Source organism: Vibrio sp. 10N.286.52.C3, assembly GCF_041468865.1.
Taxonomy (GTDB): Bacteria; Pseudomonadota; Gammaproteobacteria; order Enterobacterales; family Vibrionaceae; genus Vibrio; species Vibrio crassostreae_C.
Genome location: NZ_JBFRJM010000052.1, coordinates 1 through 19635, shown reverse-complemented (window position 1 = coordinate 19635; position 19635 = coordinate 1). Strand labels below are relative to the sequence as shown.

The following is a 19635-nucleotide window of genomic DNA, read 5'->3' as shown; positions in this document are numbered from 1 at the left end:
ACGTATTTTAGGACGAGACAGTCTGTGAGTAAGTGGCTAGACTAAGTCAGTTCATGACGAATGGATTAGCCGTGTGGCCAGCTTTGCGGCATCACAAACCAGAATTGACCAGACTTGGTTTGCCCATGAACGAAGCGATCACCAAATTCGGCGATGGGTTCACCGCTGAAATCATCCGTTCCAGCGGCCCATTGCTCTTTGCTTAGAGGATAGAGTGTTTCGGTGATCTGGTGAGCCTGATTTTGATAGCACCAAAATCCGTTTACTTGGCTTGGGTTAATGTCATAGCCCAAGCATTTTGTCGGTATGTTTTGCTCTAAGAAAGGGTTGGTATACAGACGACCTTGCATCAGTAAGTGTTTTGAGTCGACATCGATTTCTGGATATTGCTCAACAAAGGCGGCAGAAGAGGACATTTCGAGTTGGTGGCTGAGCATCCTGTCGAGTTTCTTATCCAATTGGTCGTGAGAGTTGGGTCCAAACCATGTTTGTTCGTGGAGCAGATAAAACTTAATCGCCACTTCCCAATGTTCCAGCTTTTGGCTGCTCTCTTCTTTAAGAATAAAGTCGATTGCACCGAGAGTTCTGCCTTCCACATTGATCTGAATCTCGTCGTGCTTTATCGAGTAATTCGGTGAGGCAGCGATCACTTGCTCGCATAGATATTGGTAGAGGAAACCTAATCTAGGATTACCCTCATAAGTATGTGATGAGTCGATGGCATGGTTGCTAGAGAATGCACTGAGATCCGAAACCGGTGGCTTGATTTCTAGTAATGGCGGTGAGTCGATGACCCATTGGTAAAAACGTTGCAGTGCTGTCATCTCTTCCTCATAAACTCATCGTGGGGCTTTCGACATTCTACCCGTAAATTGATATAACGACGTTATTATAAAGGTAAGCTGGAAAGAAAAATGATTAACTTACAATTAGAAAAGCTACTTAACGAAAAACTGCAGCCACAGCAGATTAAAGATTACTGTCCTAATGGTCTTCAAGTTGAAGGCGCGACAGAAGTGAAGCGAATCGTTACTGGTGTTACGGCTTCTCAAGCCTTGATTGATAAAGCGGTAGAACTGAACGCAGACGCTTTGTTAGTCCATCACGGCTTTTTCTGGAAAGGCGAGTCAGAAGCGATTCGTGGCATGAAGGGCAAGCGCATTCGTACCTTGATTAAAAATGACATCAATCTTTTAGGTTATCACTTGCCGCTTGATATCCACCCTGAGCTTGGTAATAACGCGAAACTGGCGGAGTTACTTGAGATAGAAGTCGAAGGCGGTTTGGAAGGGCACCCACAATCGGTTGCTATGTTTGGTAAATTAAAAACACCAATGACAGGTACTGAATTCGCAGCAAAAATCGATCAAGCTCTAAATCGTAAACCACTGCATATCGCTCCAGAAAACCAAGACAAAATGATAACGACCGTCGGTTGGTGTACTGGTGGTGGTCAAGACTACATTGAGCTAGCGGCTTCTCAAGGCATTGATGCTTTTATTTCTGGTGAAATTTCTGAGCGCACTACTTACTCAGCACGCGAGCAAGACATTCATTATTTTGCTGCTGGCCACCACGCGACTGAGCGATACGGTGTAAAAGCGTTAGGTGAATGGTTAGCGGAAGAACATGGCTTGGATGTTGAGTTTATTGATATCGATAACCCAGTTTAAGAGCAGATGCGAGATAAGGGGTACGAGTCGAGTGTATGCGTCGTTCTCTAGAATTGAGCAGGTAACCTGTATAGTTTATCTGCTCGCTTAAGGAGATCCCCAACTCATTCGTCCCTCGTTCTTGGGGATGACGATATTATTTTATTCGTTCACTTCGCATTCTTGAGGATGACGAAGTTGAGAGCGTACAAAAGAAAAGGGGTTGATGTTCTCACATCAACCCCTTTTAACATTATGATTTATAGCAACTATTCACGTTCGTGAAGTGCTTTAAAGTCACGTTGTTCTTCACCAGTATATAGCTGACGAGGACGACCGATACGGTTCGTCGGATCGCTGTGCATTTCGTTCCAGTGAGCAATCCAACCGATGGTACGAGACATCGCGAAGATTACTGTAAACATAGATACTGGAATACCGATTGCTTTCAGAATGATACCTGAGTAGAAATCTACGTTCGGGTATAGCTTCTTAGAAACAAAGTACTCATCAGAAAGAGCGATACGCTCAAGTTCCATCGCCACGTCTAGTAGTGGATCTTGGATGTTTAGCTCTTTAAGCACTTCGTGACACGCTTCGCGCATTACTGTTGCACGTGGGTCGTAGTTCTTGTAAACACGGTGACCGAAGCCCATCAAACGGAATGGGTCATCTTTGTCTTTAGCTTTCGCAACGTATTCTTCAATGTTATCTACGCTACCGATCTCTTCAAGCATGCGCAGACAAGCTTCGTTTGCACCGCCGTGAGCTGGGCCCCAAAGTGATGCGATACCTGCTGCGATACACGCAAACGGGTTAGCACCAGATGAACCAGCAAGACGCACTGTAGACGTAGAAGCGTTCTGTTCGTGGTCAGCATGTAGAGTGAAAATCTTATCCATTGCACGAGCAACGATAGGGTTCACTTCATACTCTTCACATGGGTTTGCAAACATCATGTGTAAGAAGTTTTCTGCGTAGCCTAGGTCGTTACGTGGGTAGATAAACGGCTGACCGATTGAATATTTGTAACACATTGCAGCCAGTGTTGGCATTTTTGAAATCAGGCGGTATGCCGCAATTTCACGGTGTGTATCGTTGTTGACATCAAGTGAGTCGTGGTAGAACGCCGCTAGAGCGCCTACAACACCACACATTACAGCCATAGGGTGAGCGTCACGACGGAAGCCGTGGAAGAAACTAGCGATTTGCTCGTGCACCATAGTGTGACGTGTCACGGTAGTCTTGAACTTTTCGTACTCAGCTCGAGATGGGGCTTCACCGTAAAGAAGTATGTAACATACTTCTAAGTAATCAGCGTTATTGGCAAGTTGGTCGATTGGATAACCACGATGTAAAAGAATGCCTTTTCCACCGTCAATAAAAGTGATTTGAGACTCACAGGATGCAGTGGCAAGAAAACCAGGGTCAAAAGTGAAAAAACCATTAGAACCTAGTGTACGAACATCGATCACTGGAGTACCAAGTACACCTTCTGTAATCGGCAGCTCGATTGGCGCTTGACCTTCAATGTGAAGGGTAGCTTTCTTATCCGCCATAACAATCTCCTTTGTTTATTATTTAATCCGTCCAGGATGTTTATGTGCCATTTTTTTACTGGTCTTACGTGGGAAAGTCAATTTTTCTGAAGCTTTGTGTGCACTTGTTAGTGTTTTTTACATTAAATTCGTTAAAAATCTGGTCTGTGTAGCATTATTTGTTACATCAATTGTATTAGAATGTTGCCAGTCGTATAGTGACGCTGAAAAGTTTGGTTAAAACCTTATAAATGCAAGGCTAAGAAGAAATGTGAGGTGTCTTTCTTAATCGAGTAGTTAACAATTATTTTACAATTATCTAAGGCTCAACTTCAGTTATTTGTTAAGTTAATGTTAAATTTTGAAGGTTTACAATCAAATTTTGTCCATAACAATATCATAAGGTTATTTAATGACCATAATGCTCAATGGAGCTGAGTGAGCAAGCCCGTGAAAGAAAGAAAGACAAGACCTGTTAATTTAGATTTACAGACCATCCACTTTCCAATCACAGCAATAGCTTCCATCCTACACCGTGTGTCTGGGGTGATAACTTTTGTCGCGATTGGAATTTTGCTTTGGTTACTATCCATTTCCCTCTCATCCCCAGTAGGCTTTGCCGAAGCTAGCGACATTGTCGATGGTTTCTTCGTGAAGTTTATTCTGTGGGGCATTTTAACCGCTTTGGCTTACCACATTGCTGGTGGTATTCGTCACCTTCTTATGGACCTTGGTCACTTTGAAGAGCTGGAATCTGGCGCGAAGAGCGCTAAGGTTGCATTCGCAGCAACAGCGGTATTGTCTCTACTAGCGGGGATCTTAGTATGGTAAACAACGTTTCTACTTTTGGTCGTAATGGTGTCCACGATTATCTATTGATTCGTGCTACTGCCATCATTATGACGCTTTACACTATCTACCTAGTTAGCTTTTGTGCTTTCTCTGGTGATATCTCTTACGCATCTTGGACGCAATTCTTTGGTGGAACCTTCACTAAAGTCTTCACCATGTTAGCGCTTACTTCTGTTTTGGTTCACGCGTGGATCGGCCTATGGCAAGTACTAACTGACTACATCAAATGCGCAAAACTGCGTGTTGGTCTTCAAGTCGGTGTTGTTGCAGTTCTTCTTGGATATTTCTTCTCTGGTCTGTTTATTTTGTGGGGTGCGTAAGTGACTATTCCTGTTCGTGAGTTTGATGCCGTAGTGATCGGCGCTGGTGGTGCAGGTATGCGTGCCGCACTGCAAATTTCTGAGCAAGGCCTTTCTTGTGCATTGCTTTCTAAAGTTTTCCCTACTCGTTCTCATACGGTTTCAGCGCAAGGCGGCATCACTGTTGCTCTTGGTAACGCGCATGAAGACCATTGGGAACAACATATGTATGACACAGTAAAAGGTTCTGATTACATCGGTGACCAAGACGCTATCGAATACATGTGTAAAAACGGTCCTGAGTCGGTAATCGAACTCGAAAAAATGGGCCTGCCTTTCTCTCGTTTTGAGAACGGTACTATTTACCAGCGTCCTTTCGGTGGTCAATCTAAAAACTTTGGTGGTGAGCAAGCGGCTCGTACCGCAGCTGCAGCCGACCGTACTGGTCACGCACTGCTTCATACGCTTTACCAACAAAACATTAAACACAAAACGACGGTTTTCTCTGAGTGGTATGCACTGGATCTTGTTAAAAACGAAGATGGTGCAATTTTAGGTACTACCGCGCTTTGTATGGAAACGGGCGAGGTTTGCTACTTCAAAGCGAAGGCAACAATCCTTGCGACTGGTGGTGCTGGTCGTATCTACGCATCAACAACCAATGCACACATTAACACTGGTGACGGTGTTGGTATGGCGATCCGTGCTGGCGTTCCTATGCAAGACATCGAAATGTGGCAGTTCCACCCAACGGGTATTGCTGGTGCCGGTGTATTGGTAACGGAAGGTTGTCGTGGTGAAGGTGGTTACCTTCTCAATAAAGACGGCGAACGCTTCATGGAACGTTACGCACCAAACGCTAAAGACTTAGCGGGTCGTGATGTTGTTGCTCGTTCAATGATGGTTGAAATTCGTGAAGGTCGCGGTTGCGATGGCCCTTGGGGTCCACATATTAAGCTTAAGCTTGATCACCTAGGAAAAGAGACGCTTGAATCTCGTCTTCCTGGTGTATGTGAACTTTCTCGTACCTTTGCTCACGTTGATCCAGTGAAAGAGCCAATCCCAGTAATCCCGACATGTCACTACATGATGGGTGGTGTTCCAACACAAGTTTCTGGTCAAGCTATTAAGCAAACCGAAGACGGCAGCGATGTTGAAATCCAAGGTCTATTTGCTTGTGGTGAAATCGCATCAGTATCAGTACATGGTGCTAACCGTCTAGGTGGTAACTCACTGCTTGATTTAGTGGTATTTGGTCGTGCGACAGGTCTACACCTAGGTGAGACATTGAAGAAGCAAGACGAAGCGAAACCTGCAACTGAAGCTGACATTGAACGTTCACTAGAGCGTTACAACCGTTGGGAAAACAGTACAGATGGCGAAGATCCAGCGCAAATCCGCAAAGATCTTCAACAATGTATGCAGAACAACTTCTCGGTATTCCGTGAAGGCAAAGCAATGGCTGAAGGCCTAGAAGAGCTAAAAGCGATTCGCGAGCGTCTGAAGAATGCACACCTATCTGATAAGTCTACAGAGTTCAACACTCAACGTATTGAGTGTCTAGAGCTTGAAAACCTGATGGAAACGGCATTCGCAACGGCTGTTGCTGCAAACTTCCGTACAGAGAGCCGTGGCGCACACGCTCGATTCGATTTCCCTGACCGTGATGATGAGCAATGGCTATGCCACTCACTTTACAACCCAGAGTCAGAGAGCATGACTAAACGTGGTGTAAACATGGAACCTATCCATCGTGAAGCGTTCCCACCAAAAGCACGTACGTACTAAGGAGATATGACCATGAAACTGAATTTCTCTTTATACCGTTACAATCCAGATGTCGACCAGAAGCCTTATATGAAGGAATACACTCTAAAAGTGGATGAAGGTTCAGACATGATGCTTTTGGACGCGCTTATTCTGTTGAAAGAGCAAGATCCAACAATCTCATTCCGTCGCTCATGCCGCGAAGGTGTATGTGGCTCGGATGGTTTGAACATGAACGGTAAAAATGGCTTAGCGTGTATCACGCCATTGTCTGCGCTTTCGGGCCAAGACAAGATTGTGATTCGCCCACTGCCTGGCTTACCCGTTGTTCGTGACCTGATTGTAGACATGACTCAGTTCTACGATAACTACGAAAAAGTGAAGCCATTCTTAGTGTCTGATGGCAATGTGCCACCGGCTCGTGAAAACTTACAAAGCCCTGATGAGCGTGCTCATTTAGATGGATTGTACGAATGTATCATGTGTGCATGTTGTACAACGTCATGCCCATCATTCTGGTGGAACCCTGACAAATTCATCGGACCAGCAGGCCTGCTTGCAGCGTACCGTTGGCTAATTGATAGCCGAGATACAGCGACAGACGAACGTTTGTCCGATCTTGATGATGCATTTAGCGTTTTTCGTTGCCATGGCATCATGAATTGTGTAAGTGTTTGTCCTAAGGGATTAAATCCGACGAAAGCTATTGGTCACATCAAGACCATGCTAGTGAATCGTTCGGTTTAAGTTATATAAAAATTGCCGCCCTAGAAGTTTTGGGGCGGCCTTTTAATAGCTCGGCATAGACCGCAGCAAACGTGAAAACTACTGGTTAAGGGAAAATATGCACAACGGCGTGATGAAGGCATGGCTCGAGTCTTCACACTTGGCTGGCGCCAATGCAACGTACGTAGAAGAACTCTATGAACTGTATCTAAGTGACCCAGATTCGGTAAGTGACGAATGGAGAAGTGTTTTTGAAGAACTGCCTGTGCAAGCTTCAGAGACAGTGGAACAACCACACTCTCGTGTTCGTGAATACTTCCGTCGACTCGCTCAAGAAACAAAGCATTACAGTGTCCAAGTTAGTGATCCAGATGTCGATGCGAAACAAGTAAAGGTTCTGCAACTTATTAATGCCTATCGATTCCGAGGGCATCAAGCAGCAAATCTAGACCCCCTAGGTTTATGGAAAAGAGCGACAGTTGATGAACTGGACCCTTCTTTCCACACTCTTACCGAAGATGACCTCAATGAGACGTTCAACGTCGGCTCTTACGCCATTGGCCAAGAGACGATGGTGCTTAAAGATCTCTACAAATCTCTAAAGCAAACGTATTGTGGCTCTATTGGTGCTGAATACATGCACATGACAAATACAGAGCAAAAGCGTTGGATCCAACAACGTTTAGAGTCTGTATCTGGTCAACCCTCTTTCAACAAAGAAGAAAAGCAAGCTTTCCTAGAAGAGCTAACTGCTGCTGAAGGTCTTGAGCGCTATCTTGGTGCGAAATTCCCAGGCGCAAAACGCTTCTCGTTGGAAGGTGGTGATGCTCTTATCCCAATGACGAAAGAAATTATTCGTCATGCTGGCGGACAAGGCATGCGTGAAGTTGTTGTTGGTATGGCTCACCGTGGTCGTCTAAACATGTTGGTCAACGTGCTTGGTAAAAAGCCACAAGACCTGTTTGACGAGTTTGCGGGCAAGCACGATGACACGTGGGGTACTGGTGATGTGAAATACCACCAAGGCTTCTCTGCGGACTTCGCAACGCCAGGCGGCAACGTTCACTTAGCACTAGCATTTAACCCATCTCACTTAGAAATCGTAAACCCGGTAGTTATCGGTTCAGTACGTGCACGTCAAGATCGCCTTGGTGATAATGATGGTAGCCGTGTACTTCCAATTACTATCCACGGTGACTCAGCTATCGCTGGTCAGGGTGTAGTACAAGAGACGTTTAACATGTCTCAAGCTCGTGGTTTCTGTGTAGGTGGTACGGTTCGTATCGTTGTAAACAACCAAGTTGGTTTTACAACGTCTAACCCTCGCGATACACGCTCTACGATGTACTGTACCGATATCGCGAAGATGGTTCAGGCTCCGATTTTCCACGTTAACTCTGATGATCCAGAAGCGGTTGCGTTTGTTGCGCGTCTTGCATTGGATTACCGTAATACGTTTAAGCGTGATGTTGTTATTGATTTGGTTTGTTACCGTCGCCACGGTCACAATGAAGCCGATGAGCCGAATGCAACACAGCCTTTGATGTACCAAAAAATCAAGAAGCACCCAACACCACGTAAGCTTTACGCTGACGTGCTAATGGAGCGCGGTGAGTTTGGTATTGATACAGCAACTCAGCTAGTTAACGAATATCGTGATGCACTTGATCACGGTGGAGTTGTGGTTAAAGAGTGGCGTCCAATGGCACTTCACTCAGTAGACTGGTCTCCTTACCTAGGTCACGACTGGAACATCGAGTGGGATAACAAGATTGATATCGAGCGCCTGAAAGAGCTTGGTACCAAACTTTGTCAATACCCGGACAGCCACAAGCTGCAAAGCCGAGTAAATAAACTGTACAACGATCGTACTGCCATGGTGAATGGTGAGAAACAAGTCGATTGGGGTATGGCTGAAACTCTGGCATACGCAACACTTGTTGACGACGGTAAGCGTATTCGTATCTCAGGCCAAGATTCAGGTCGTGGTACGTTCTTCCACCGTCACTCAGTACTGCACAATCAATCAGATGCAAGCACGTATGTTCCTCTTGCGAACATTCATGATAAACAAGGGCCATTCCAAGTGTTTGACTCTGTGTTATCTGAAGAAGCGGTACTCGCATTTGAGTATGGTTACGCGACAGCAGAGCCAAGCGGTCTAACCCTTTGGGAAGCTCAATTTGGTGACTTCGCAAACGGTGCACAAGTTGTTATCGACCAATTCATTTCATCAGGTGAGCAAAAGTGGGCACGTCTATGTGGTCTAACTATGCTGCTTCCTCACGGTTATGAAGGCCAAGGCCCGGAGCACTCTTCTGCACGTCTTGAGCGTTACCTTCAGTTATGTGCTGAACAAAACATGCAGGTTGTTGTTCCTTCAACACCAGCTCAGGTTTACCACATGATTCGCCGTCAGGTTGTTAGACCAATGCGTCGTCCACTGATTGTAATGTCACCTAAGTCATTGCTTCGTCACCCTCTGTGTACTTCTTCTCTTGAAGATTTGGCAGAAGGCACGTTCCAACCAGCTATCGCAGAAATTGATGATCTGGCTCCTGAGAACGTAAAACGCGTCGTGTTCTGTTCAGGTAAGGTTTACTTTGACCTGCTTGACCAAAGACGTAAGAACGAGCAAGACGATGTCGCTATTGTACGTATTGAGCAACTTTACCCGTTCCCTTATGAGGATGTGAGAGCTGCCATCGCACAATACACAAATGTAGTCGATTACGTTTGGTGTCAAGAAGAGCCACAAAACCAAGGTGCTTGGTACAGTAGCCAACATAATTTCCGAGCTGCTATCCCAGTAGGTGCTGATATTCAATACGCAGGTCGTCCTGCATCAGCATCACCAGCTGTTGGCTATATGTCAGTACACTTGAAACAACAAAAAGCGTTAGTTGACGACGCTTTGACCCTACTTAAGAACTAGAAGTAAAAGGAAAATACGCACATGACAATTGAAATTCTGGTTCCAGATTTACCTGAATCTGTGGCTGATGCAACAGTTGCTACTTGGCACAAAAAACCGGGCGAAGCGGTTGCACGTGATGAAGTCATTGTAGATATCGAAACAGATAAAGTAGTTCTAGAAGTACCGGCTCCTGAAGCGGGTGTTCTGGAAGCTATCATCGAAGAAGAGGGTGCTACGGTACTTTCTAAGCAGCTTCTGGCTAAAATCAAGCCGGGTGCTGTCGCTGGTGAACCAACGAAAGACACCACTGAAGATACAGAAGCATCTCCTGATAAGCGCCATAAAGCTGCGCTAACAGAAGAGAACAACGACGCGCTAAGCCCAGCTGTTCGTCGCCTGCTTGCTGAGCACAACCTACAACCAGCTGACGTTAAAGGCACTGGTGTTGGTGGTCGTATTACTCGTGAAGACATCGACGCACACCTAGCAGCAGCGAAAGCGGCTCCGGCAGCAGCATCTGCACCAGCAGTTGAAGCGCCAGCAGCGGCTCGCAGCCAAAAACGCGTGCCTATGACTCGCCTGCGTAAGACAGTTGCAAACCGTCTTCTAGAAGCGAAAAACAGCACAGCAATGCTGACTACTTTCAACGAAGTGAACATGAAGCCAATCATGGACCTTCGTAAGCAGTACAAAGACCAATTCGAGAAACGTCACGATACGCGTCTTGGCTTCATGTCTTTCTACGTGAAAGCAGTAACAGAAGCACTGAAGCGTTTCCCAGAAGTGAACGCTTCTATTGATGGTACAGATATCGTTTACCACAACTACTTCGACATCAGCATGGCGGTATCTACGCCACGTGGTCTAGTGACTCCAGTACTCAAAGACTGTGACACACTAGGTTTCGCTGATATCGAAAAAGGCATCAAAGAGCTAGCAATCAAAGGTCGTGACGGCAAGCTAACGGTTGATGAACTGATGGGCGGCAACTTCACTATCACAAACGGTGGTGTATTTGGTTCTCTAATGTCTACGCCAATCATCAACCCGCCTCAAGCGGCAATTTTGGGTATGCACAAAATCCAAGACCGTCCAATGGCTGTTGATGGCAAGGTAGAGATTCTACCAATGATGTACCTGGCGCTTTCTTACGACCACCGTCTAATCGATGGCCGTGAATCAGTTGGCTTCCTAGTGACCATCAAAGAGCTTCTAGAAGATCCTGCACGTCTGCTATTAGACGTTTAGTATCGCTAAAACGTCTAGTTAACCCCGTTAGCTAGACGTAAAAAGTTTCAAAGGCTAGGCTGCTCAACGTCTGGCCTTCAATTGAACTGTAAAGCCATTAGAAAATGGACAGCAGTTGTTTTGAGAAGACCCTACAGACGTAACACAGGAAACTGTGTCGTTATGGAAATAATAATCCCTTAAGGGAAAATAAACGGAATATCAAAATGAATTTGCATGAATACCAAGCCAAACAGCTGTTTGCAGAATTCGGTTTGCCTGTACCAGAAGGTTTCGCATGTGATACTGCACAAGAAGCTTTCGAAGCTGCAGGTCGTATCAGTACAGCCAAGAAAGTCGTTAAGTGTCAAGTACACGCTGGTGGCCGCGGTAAAGCGGGCGGCGTAGAGCTACATGACACCAAAGAAGGCGTTAAAGAGTTTGCACAAAAGTGGCTAGGTAAAAACCTAGTGACTTACCAAACAGACGCTAATGGTCAGCCTGTAACTAAGATCCTAGTTGAAGAAGCATCAAACATTGCTAACGAACTTTACCTAGGTGCTGTTGTTGACCGCGCAACGCGTAAAATTGTATTCATGGCGTCAACTGAAGGCGGTGTGGACATTGAGAAAATCGCTGAAGAAACTCCAGAGTTGATTCACCAATCAGCGATCGATCCTCTAGTAGGCCCTCAAGCTTACCAAGGCCGTGAACTGGCGTTCAAACTTGGTCTAGTTGGCGATCAAATCAAACAGTTCGTTAAGATCTTCATGGGTCTTGGCAAAATGTTCTCTCAGTACGACCTAGCTCTACTAGAAATCAACCCGCTTGTAATTACTGGCGAAGGCAACCTGCTTTGTCTAGACGGCAAGATCAACATCGACTCAAACGCGATGTACCGTCAGCCTAAACTACGTGAAATGCACGATCCATCTCAAGAAGATGAGCGCGAAGCACACGCAGCACAGTGGGAACTGAACTACGTAGCACTAGATGGTAACGTTGGCTGTATGGTTAACGGTGCAGGCCTTGCGATGGGTACGATGGATATCGTAAACCTACACGGCGGCAAGCCAGCAAACTTCCTTGATGTAGGCGGCGGCGCGACAAAAGAACGTGTAGCTGAAGCATTCAAGATCATCCTTTCTGATGACAATGTTAAAGCAGTACTCGTAAACATTTTCGGTGGCATCGTTCGTTGTGACATGATCGCTGAAGGTATTATCGGTGCAGTTAAAGAAGTCGGCGTAACAGTTCCTGTAGTTGTTCGTCTAGAAGGTACAAACGCAGACCTAGGTCGCGAAGTACTTGCTAATTCTGATGTTGATATCATTGCAGCTGAATCTCTAACAGATGCTGCTCAGAAAGTTGTTGCTGCTGCGGAGGCTAAATAATGTCTGTATTAATTAACAAAGACACTAAAGTAATCTGTCAGGGTTTCACTGGCGGTCAAGGTACATTCCACTCAGACCAAGCTATCGCATACGGTACGCAAATGGTTGGTGGTGTTTCACCTGGTAAAGGTGGTCAAACTCACCTAGGCCTTCCAGTATTCAACACAGTACGTGAAGCGGTAGAAGTAACTGGCGCAACAGCAACAGTTATCTACGTACCAGCTCCTTTCTGTAAAGATGCAATCCTAGAAGCGATTGATGCAGGTATCGAACTGATCGTAACGATCACTGAAGGTATCCCTACAACAGATATGATCGACGTTAAAGTGAAGCTAGAAGAAACTGGCGTTCGCATGATCGGTCCTAACTGTCCAGGTCTTATCACTCCAGACGAGTGTAAGATTGGTATCATGCCTGGTCACATCCACAAGAAGGGTAAAGTAGGTATCGTATCTCGTTCAGGTACTCTGACATACGAAGCAGTTAAGCAAACAACAGATGAAGGCTTTGGTCAGTCTACATGTGTTGGTATCGGTGGTGACCCTATCCCAGGTTCAAACTTCATTGATATCTTGAAACTTTTCCAAGAAGACCCAGAAACTGAAGCAATCGTAATGATTGGTGAAATCGGTGGTACCGCGGAAGAAGAAGCGGCTGATTTCATCAAAGCAAACGTAACTAAGCCAGTTGTATCTTACATCGCTGGTGTTACTGCTCCTCCGGGCAAACGTATGGGCCACGCAGGCGCAATCATCTCTGGCGGTAAAGGTACTGCTGAAGATAAATTCGCAGCACTAGAAGCAGCAGGCGTTAAGACTGTTAAGTCTCTTGCTGACATCGGTAAAGGCCTACGTGAAATCACGGGTTGGTAATCAGCTGGCTTTTATCGATTGAGATAGAAGTTAATTGAAAACGATATTAAAAAGGCTTGGTCACTGACCAAGCCTTTTTTTATGTTTTCGAGATACGAGATCGTACTGCTAAGTGCTAAGTGCTAAGCTCGACTTCTAACCATTTGAGATAGCATAAACATTGCTGCCGCACTGATAACCACAGACGGGCCAGCAGGCGTATCATAGAACCAAGACAAGCTTAATCCACCGAATACAGCGATAGAGCCAATAATTGATGCAAGGAAGGCCATCTGCTCAGGTGTGCTCGAGAACTTCCTTGCCGTTGCTGCAGGAATAATCAGTAGCGATGTCATGATTAACGCACCAACAAACTTCATACCGACAGCAATCACGATACCGACCAATAGCATCAGAATCAGACGCATTAAATCAATGTTGATGCCATCAACCGCCGCGAGATCTTCGTTAACCGTCGTTGATAGTAGTGGTCGCCAAAAGATAGCAAGTACTAATCCAATCACAGCAGCACCCGCATAGATGAACACTAAATCCGTTGGAGATACTGCCAGCAAGTCACCAAATAGGTAGCTCATTAGGTCAACACGAACGTTATCTAAGAAACTGACAGCAACCAAACCAAGTGATAGCGCACTGTGCGCCAAAATACCGAGTAGGGTATCGGTCGCGACCAGCTTTTGTTTTTGTAAAGTCACTAGCAACACGGCCAGCATCAAACAACAAATCAGCAGCGCGAAATACAAGTTAATGTTGAACAGAAAGCCAAGTGCTAAGCCCATCAAAGAAGCGTGAGCAAGCGTGTCACCAAAGTAAGCCATCTTACGCCACACCACGAATGAACCTAGTGGGCCTGCAATTAGTGCAATACCCAAACCCGCCAAAATAGAGGGAAGAAGAAACTCAAGCATTAGTGGTGTCCGTGTTTATGGTTTGAACATTCATGCACGTCGCCTTCGACAGGCTGGCCTGCGAGATCATGATGGTGATGTTCGTGTTGGTGATGATAAAACGCTAGCGTCTCTTGGGTCGCGGTGCCAAAGAGCGCAATATACGAAGGATGGTGTTTGATGTCTGCAGGTGCGCCTGAGCAACAGATGTGGTGGTGTAAACAGATAACATCGTCTGTTTTTGCCATCACTAAATGCAGATCGTGTGAAACCATAAATACGGCACAACCAAAGCGGTGGCGAATGGTGTCAATCAAGTCATACAGGTCTATTTGCCCTTGAACGTCGACGCCTTGAGCCGGTTCATCGAGAACCAGTAGATCTGGTCTTCTTAGCAATGAACGAGCAATGAGCACACGTTGGTTTTCTCCGCCAGATAGCTGGTGCATGTTACTCTTCTGCAGATGTTCAGCACCAACAAGCTTCAATGCTTCAAGGATCTCTTGCTGACTGAAATTGCCAGTGAGTTTTAGAAAACGCTCTACGTTGAGCGGTAGGGAATCATTGAGCTTTAATTTTTGTGGTACATAGCCAATTTTCAGTTTTTTAGCTTTTGTTATTGTGCCTGAAAATTTGGTCTGTAAACCCAGTACCACTTTTACTAATGTCGACTTTCCTGCACCGTTTGGCCCAATCAGGGTGGTGATTCTGCCGCGCTCTAAATTTAGAGAGATGTTGTCTAGAACTTTTCGACCGTCAAATTCGACGCTCACAGAATCTAGTTGGATTAAGTTATCCATGAATAGAACTCATTTGCAATTCGCTAATGTTATAATGTAACATTTACCTCAAGCCTAAGCTACTTTTCTATTATCGAGGGATTATGTCACGTTCATCTTTTATACTTGCTACTTTGCTTTTAGCGCCAAGTGTCGCAAGTGCCAATACTATTCTAACAAGCTTTAAACCAATTCAAATGATTGTGACAGAATTAACGCAAGGCGTTAGTGAGCCGGATGTGTTGATGAACAGCAATGCTTCGCCGCATGATTATGCGCTTAAGCCATCGGATGTCAAAAAAGTTCATAGTGCCGATATGGTCATCTGGTTCGGCCCTGACCTAGAAGCCTTTCTGACTAAGGTGATTGGTTCAAAAGAAAATGTTATCAAGATCAGTGATATTCCCGGAATCAACTTGCGAGAGTTCGGACACGAAGAGCATGACCACGATGCACATGAAGGGCACCACCACGGTAGCCATGACCCGCATTTTTGGTTAGGTATCGAGCAAGTTGAAGTAGCTGCAAAATACATCTCAGCTAAGTTGATTGAATCTGATCCAGACAACGCAATGGCGTACCAAGAGAATCTCGATTCATTCCTGATTGCATTGAAAGAGAAGCAACAGTCTATTCGAGAGCAACTTGCACCCGTGAAAGACAAAGGTTACTACGTTTTTCATGACGCGTATGGTTACTTTGAGCAAGAGTTTGAGCTAAATAACTTAGGTCACTTTACGGTGAGCCCAGAGCGTAAGCCGGGTGCAAAAAGCCTGATCGCTATTAAGAAAACGATAGTACGCGAAAACGTTCAATGTGTGTTTTCTGAGCCTCAATTCACTCCTGCTGTGATTGAATCAGTGACGCGCGGAAGTAACGCAAAACAAGGTCAGCTTGACCCTATCGGTTCAACAGTTGAAGTGAAGAGTGGAAGCTATTTCGATTTTCTTCAGCAACTTACAGATAGCTATACAAGTTGCTTAGACGAGAAGTAAGTCATAAACGAGTATTCTTTACTCTACTTTGCTCTCGTTAATTTATGAATCATGCCGCTTTTTGCGGCATTTTCGTGACCGCTAAGATAAAACCTCCTAACAAATAACAAACCTCCTTTCTCCTTTTCTAATTTCCGCTAAAATGGAAAGATAATAATAAGCACAAAAAAACTCAGTTTTTGGTTTAGCAACGATAAGACGTTGTGGTACCCAAAATTTCATGTGTTGTTGCTGTTCAGGATTAAGAGTTGTATCGAATTATCTTCAAAATGTTCATGTTAATGAGCATTTCATTTAGCGTTCTAGCGGTAAATACCTCGCCCTCCGTTTTCTATCCTTTGCCCGTTCAAGCGCAAGGGAATTTCCTTGCGGCTAAAAACTTGTATTTAGGTGCTGGAGGTGGGCTCTGGGTTCATGATGTGCATGGAAAAGTACTCTTTTACGATGGTCGAACTCTATTCCCTCGCAAGGGAAGCTTACTGCAATTTTCTTCGGAAAGAGTCGCCTTTCTGAACGATGAGTTTTGGACATTTTTCGACAATGAGGTCTATCGACATAACCCTGGAATTGGCAACGAATTGGCGTTTAGCCTAAGTCCCGGCGCTGAAATAGCGAATATCGGTGCATCAGGCGATTATATTTGGGTTACTGACGGCAGTAATTTCTATACCTACAACACTCAATCTTTAGAATTCAACACCTACTCTCTACTTAAACTGTACCGATACAATAACAGCAGTGACATTGCGATTAACGACGCTGAGTGGGTACTATCAAAGTGGGTGCTAGCGACCAGTTCTGGCGTTTACCTTTCAGAGAATCAAGAGTTTACCCATGTCACCGCATCAGACAAGAACCATATTGAGACGGTTTATTTTTCGAATGCTCGACGTGAGTTAGTGATCGGTACTTTAAATGGTGCTGTGATTGTTGATCTCGCGAACCCAGACAAAGAGACCATCGTTAAAGGGTCGCATGTTCTCTCGTTGGCCGAAACTTCGGACCAGTATTGGATTGGTACAGAGCACGGCCTTATTAGCTACAACTTTATTACGGGACAAATTACTCGATTCGAACAAGCCGCTAGTCAAGACTTCTCGTTACCGGGTGAGAAAATATATTCGTTGATAAACGATCATGCTGGTGGTATGTGGGTTGCGACAAACAACGGTATCCGATACTTCTCACTGTTCAGCAAAACCTTCTCGAGAACACCCCTAACTGGAATGGGCATGCATTCGAGTAGTGTGGTGATCAATAAAGTACTGCCTGTCAGTGACCAGTTATCTTGGGTCGCGTCTTCAATGGGGCTCTACTTGGTTGATTCTGAAAGTGAAGAGAACCCAATTCGTGTTTACTCTAACCCTGTTAATGATTTTGAGATCTTTGGCTCTTCCATTTGGTTGGCGACCGAACAAGGTATCATCAGTCTAAATACGGAAACACTACAACCCGAAGCCCTTGATTTACCAAGGCCAATTGAGGGAGTGCGTGTTGAAAACCTTGCGCTTCAAGCCGATAACGTTCTTTGGATGACCTCTGGGCAAAACCTCTATTCGTTATCTATCGAAACCATGAAACTGACGAGTTATGGCACTGACTGGTTAGTCGACAAGTTCTTGCCTGCGAAGATCACCGCTCTCAATGTAGGCTTGCTAGGTCGCATCTATATAGGAACGGATCATGGCTTCTACTCGTTCATTGATAAACGAATTAGCTTTAGTCGTTCCAGCGAACGGTTTGGCAAAGTCGTCGATATTGAAAAAGCGAAGGATGGAGCGCAGTGGTTTGCGAGCAGTTATGGCGTGTATCGAATCCCGGATGACAGCTCTATTATTCAAGAAATCACTCTTGTTGAAGACAATATTAGCCCCAACTGCCTGATAAGCGATGACAATGGTGTTTGGTTAGGCTCTTCGAAAGGCATCAGTTATTACGGATTGGATGGGCAACTGCATAAACACATAGGTTCGCCATTTGGTTTGATCACCAATGAACTGGCGGCAGGAGCGTGTGCTCTTTTTTACAGTCAAGATAGCCAACCTTCGAGGCTTGTTTTCGGCTCAAAGTATGGTGTAGTCAGCGCGTTATCTAACGAGTTACTGGTATCAACTACACCTCATAGCCGTGCCTTGTTGAGTAAGATAAGTGTCGACCAACAAACGGTATCACTTGGCGGGAAAACGGCAGAGCTGGATGAGATTCCTTATGGTTCATCGATGGGGTTTAAGCTAGGTATCTTACCAGCAACGTTCGCACCTGCGATGGAATACCGACTGAGCGACGATGAACCTTGGAGTGAGTTTGAAGGGGGCTTGTTAACGCTCGATCATCTTCTTCCAGGGGATTACACACTTGAAGTGAAGCCGGTTAAAGGCTCCCATTATCGCTTTGTGTCAACCAATCAAAGCTTCTCGATTGCGGAGCCTTGGTATCTGACCAATTGGGCTGCAGCAAGCTCTCTGATATTACTGATTGGCGTTGTGACTATCTTAGTCTTTTGGCGTTCGCGTTATGTCACTTTTGCCAACCGGCACTTAAAAGCGCAAGTTGCACTGAAGACAGACCAATTGAGGCACCAAAGCCGGATATTACTCGCCACTAATCAACAGCTTAAAAAGCAGCTATCCGTGAAGAATGCGCTTGTGTCTCACACTGCCAATGAACTCTCTTCTGAAGTGAATCATATTGCTGCGATGCTCCCGAATTGGAATGACGAGCTCGGGAAGTCGCCGATTCTAACCTTGAAAAATGGCTTAGCTCAATTGAGTAATACGCCTCAAGGAGAAGGGCAAGTTTGTTACGATATAATTTTAATCTTAGAGGTGGTACTCAAAGCTTGGCAGGATGACTTAACCAAAGCCGGTATTGAACTGGATATTAAAGTCGAAACAAAACAACGATATGTCTCGTTGCTGTATTTTAATCTCGATATTATCTTCAATAGCTTGGTTGCGAGCATCATCAAGAGAAACTTTAAGTCGCAGAGTATGGTGGTTCTGGTTGAAGAGGTTAAGGAGCATCTTGTTGTGACCATTCGAGATCATGGGATGCCTTTCCCTAAACTGGCATCAAGCATGGGTGACAATACCGGAAAGTCGACCGACCTTAACATCGAAAAGCTGCCGCTATTGATGAATCAGAGCGGTGGTGAGCTTAATGCCTTTGTTTCGGAGTCTCAAAATAAGGTTCAGCTTTCGTGGCCAATTGAGTATCAAGTACTCGACAATCTTGAAGCCAGCACAATTGAACAGATTGAAACCATTAAGCTTGCCGCCTCAACACCAGAGCAACAAAAACTGACAGCGGAACAAGAGTGGAAGAACAGAGTGTCGCAGCTTGTGAGTGAAAACTACGCTGATGCCGAGTTCAGTACTGCAACTGCCGCTAAGTATTTGTTTATGTCTGAGAGAAGCTTACAGAGACGCTTTAAATCGGCTTACAACAAGACCTTCAAAGAGCACTTGAATGAAGTACGTCTAGAGCATGCGTGTGAGCGCTTACTCGCTGGAGAGAAGATCTCTGATGTGGCGTTTGATTCGGGGTTCAATGACCCTTCCTATTTCAGTCAAAGGTTTAAGCACCACTTTGGCATGTCACCATCTAAGTTTGCTGAAAACAACGAAGAGTAGCACGCAGCGGATACTCAGCTAGAACATAAATAAAGATACTTTAGCCTCGACATTCGTGTTGGGGCTTTTTTATGCTTCTACGAGATACGAGATACGAG

The 19635-nt window shown here is 45.2% G+C and carries 15 protein-coding genes; 11 read left to right on the top strand and 4 right to left on the bottom strand.

Features of this window, described 5'->3' with window-relative positions:
- Nucleotides 1-65: 65 nt before the first annotated feature.
- Entirely contained in the window at nucleotides 66-824 is a 759-nt protein-coding gene (locus tag AB4138_RS16585) for a DUF1853 family protein (RefSeq protein ID WP_372306868.1), read from the bottom strand.
- A 90-nt stretch (nucleotides 825-914) separates the two neighbouring features.
- Here AB4138_RS16585 and AB4138_RS16580 point away from each other — a divergent pair, with 90 nt between their 5' ends.
- Complete coding sequence (locus tag AB4138_RS16580) at nucleotides 915-1673, top strand: Nif3-like dinuclear metal center hexameric protein (protein ID WP_017067382.1); 759 nt, start codon at nucleotides 915-917, stop codon at nucleotides 1671-1673.
- Between the two features lie 248 nt (nucleotides 1674-1921).
- Here the strand turns inward: AB4138_RS16580 and AB4138_RS16575 are convergent, their stop codons facing one another.
- Nucleotides 1922-3211, bottom strand: a complete 1290-nt coding sequence (locus tag AB4138_RS16575) for a citrate synthase (protein ID WP_017061949.1) — start codon at nucleotides 3209-3211, stop codon at nucleotides 1922-1924.
- A gap of 417 nt (nucleotides 3212-3628) precedes the next feature.
- On the opposite strand from AB4138_RS16575, the gene sdhC reads away from it, so the two are divergent.
- The 8 genes from sdhC to sucD all read left to right on the top strand — a co-directional run bounded on the left by sdhC (nucleotide 3629) and on the right by sucD (nucleotide 13244).
- On the top strand, nucleotides 3629-4021 hold the full coding sequence (gene sdhC, locus AB4138_RS16570) for a succinate dehydrogenase cytochrome b556 subunit (protein WP_017061948.1): 393 nt from the start codon (nucleotides 3629-3631) through the stop codon (nucleotides 4019-4021).
- A complete protein-coding gene (gene sdhD, locus AB4138_RS16565; protein WP_010436768.1) occupies nucleotides 4015-4362 on the top strand; it encodes a succinate dehydrogenase, hydrophobic membrane anchor protein in 348 nt (115 codons plus the stop codon). Before sdhC ends, sdhD begins: the two co-directional genes overlap by 7 nt.
- The gene (gene sdhA / locus AB4138_RS16560) at nucleotides 4363-6129 is read left to right on the top strand and encodes a succinate dehydrogenase flavoprotein subunit (protein ID WP_048606450.1); all 1767 of its coding nucleotides are present in this window, start codon (nucleotides 4363-4365) and stop codon (nucleotides 6127-6129) included.
- Nucleotides 6130-6141: 12 nt separating this feature from the next.
- Complete coding sequence (locus AB4138_RS16555) at nucleotides 6142-6855, top strand: succinate dehydrogenase iron-sulfur subunit (RefSeq protein ID WP_372306865.1); 714 nt, start codon at nucleotides 6142-6144, stop codon at nucleotides 6853-6855.
- Nucleotides 6856-6952: 97 nt separating this feature from the next.
- Nucleotides 6953-9769: a 2-oxoglutarate dehydrogenase E1 component gene (gene sucA, locus AB4138_RS16550; protein ID WP_372306862.1), complete on the top strand. Its 2817-nt coding sequence runs from the start codon at nucleotides 6953-6955 to the stop codon at nucleotides 9767-9769.
- A 21-nt stretch (nucleotides 9770-9790) separates the two neighbouring features.
- Nucleotides 9791-10999, top strand: a complete 1209-nt coding sequence (gene odhB, locus AB4138_RS16545) for a 2-oxoglutarate dehydrogenase complex dihydrolipoyllysine-residue succinyltransferase (RefSeq protein ID WP_017056410.1) — start codon at nucleotides 9791-9793, stop codon at nucleotides 10997-10999.
- Nucleotides 11000-11205: 206 nt separating this feature from the next.
- On the top strand, nucleotides 11206-12372 hold the full coding sequence (sucC, locus tag AB4138_RS16540) for an ADP-forming succinate--CoA ligase subunit beta (RefSeq protein WP_019820479.1): 1167 nt from the start codon (nucleotides 11206-11208) through the stop codon (nucleotides 12370-12372).
- Nucleotides 12372-13244 carry a succinate--CoA ligase subunit alpha gene (sucD, locus tag AB4138_RS16535; protein WP_017061945.1) on the top strand — a complete coding sequence of 291 codons (873 nt, stop codon included), beginning with the start codon at nucleotides 12372-12374 and terminating at the stop codon, nucleotides 13242-13244. The genes sucC and sucD overlap by 1 nt, the downstream gene beginning before the upstream one ends.
- Nucleotides 13245-13366: 122 nt before the next feature.
- Here sucD and znuB read toward each other — a convergent pair whose 3' ends face one another.
- A complete protein-coding gene (gene znuB, locus AB4138_RS16530; protein WP_017061944.1) occupies nucleotides 13367-14152 on the bottom strand; it encodes a zinc ABC transporter permease subunit ZnuB in 786 nt (261 codons plus the stop codon).
- On the bottom strand, nucleotides 14152-14931 hold the full coding sequence (gene znuC, locus AB4138_RS16525; protein WP_017061943.1) for a zinc ABC transporter ATP-binding protein ZnuC: 780 nt from the start codon (nucleotides 14929-14931) through the stop codon (nucleotides 14152-14154). Before znuC ends, znuB begins: the two co-directional genes overlap by 1 nt.
- An 83-nt stretch (nucleotides 14932-15014) precedes the next feature.
- On the opposite strand from znuC, the gene znuA reads away from it, so the two are divergent.
- Together znuA and AB4138_RS16515 are read left to right on the top strand one after the other, a co-directional pair.
- Nucleotides 15015-15905 carry a zinc ABC transporter substrate-binding protein ZnuA gene (znuA, locus tag AB4138_RS16520; RefSeq protein WP_017067380.1) on the top strand — a complete coding sequence of 297 codons (891 nt, stop codon included), beginning with the start codon at nucleotides 15015-15017 and terminating at the stop codon, nucleotides 15903-15905.
- 269 nt (nucleotides 15906-16174) lie between these two features.
- Nucleotides 16175-19537, top strand: a complete 3363-nt coding sequence (locus tag AB4138_RS16515) for a helix-turn-helix domain-containing protein (protein WP_372306871.1) — start codon at nucleotides 16175-16177, stop codon at nucleotides 19535-19537.
- Nucleotides 19538-19635: the final 98 nt, after the last annotated feature.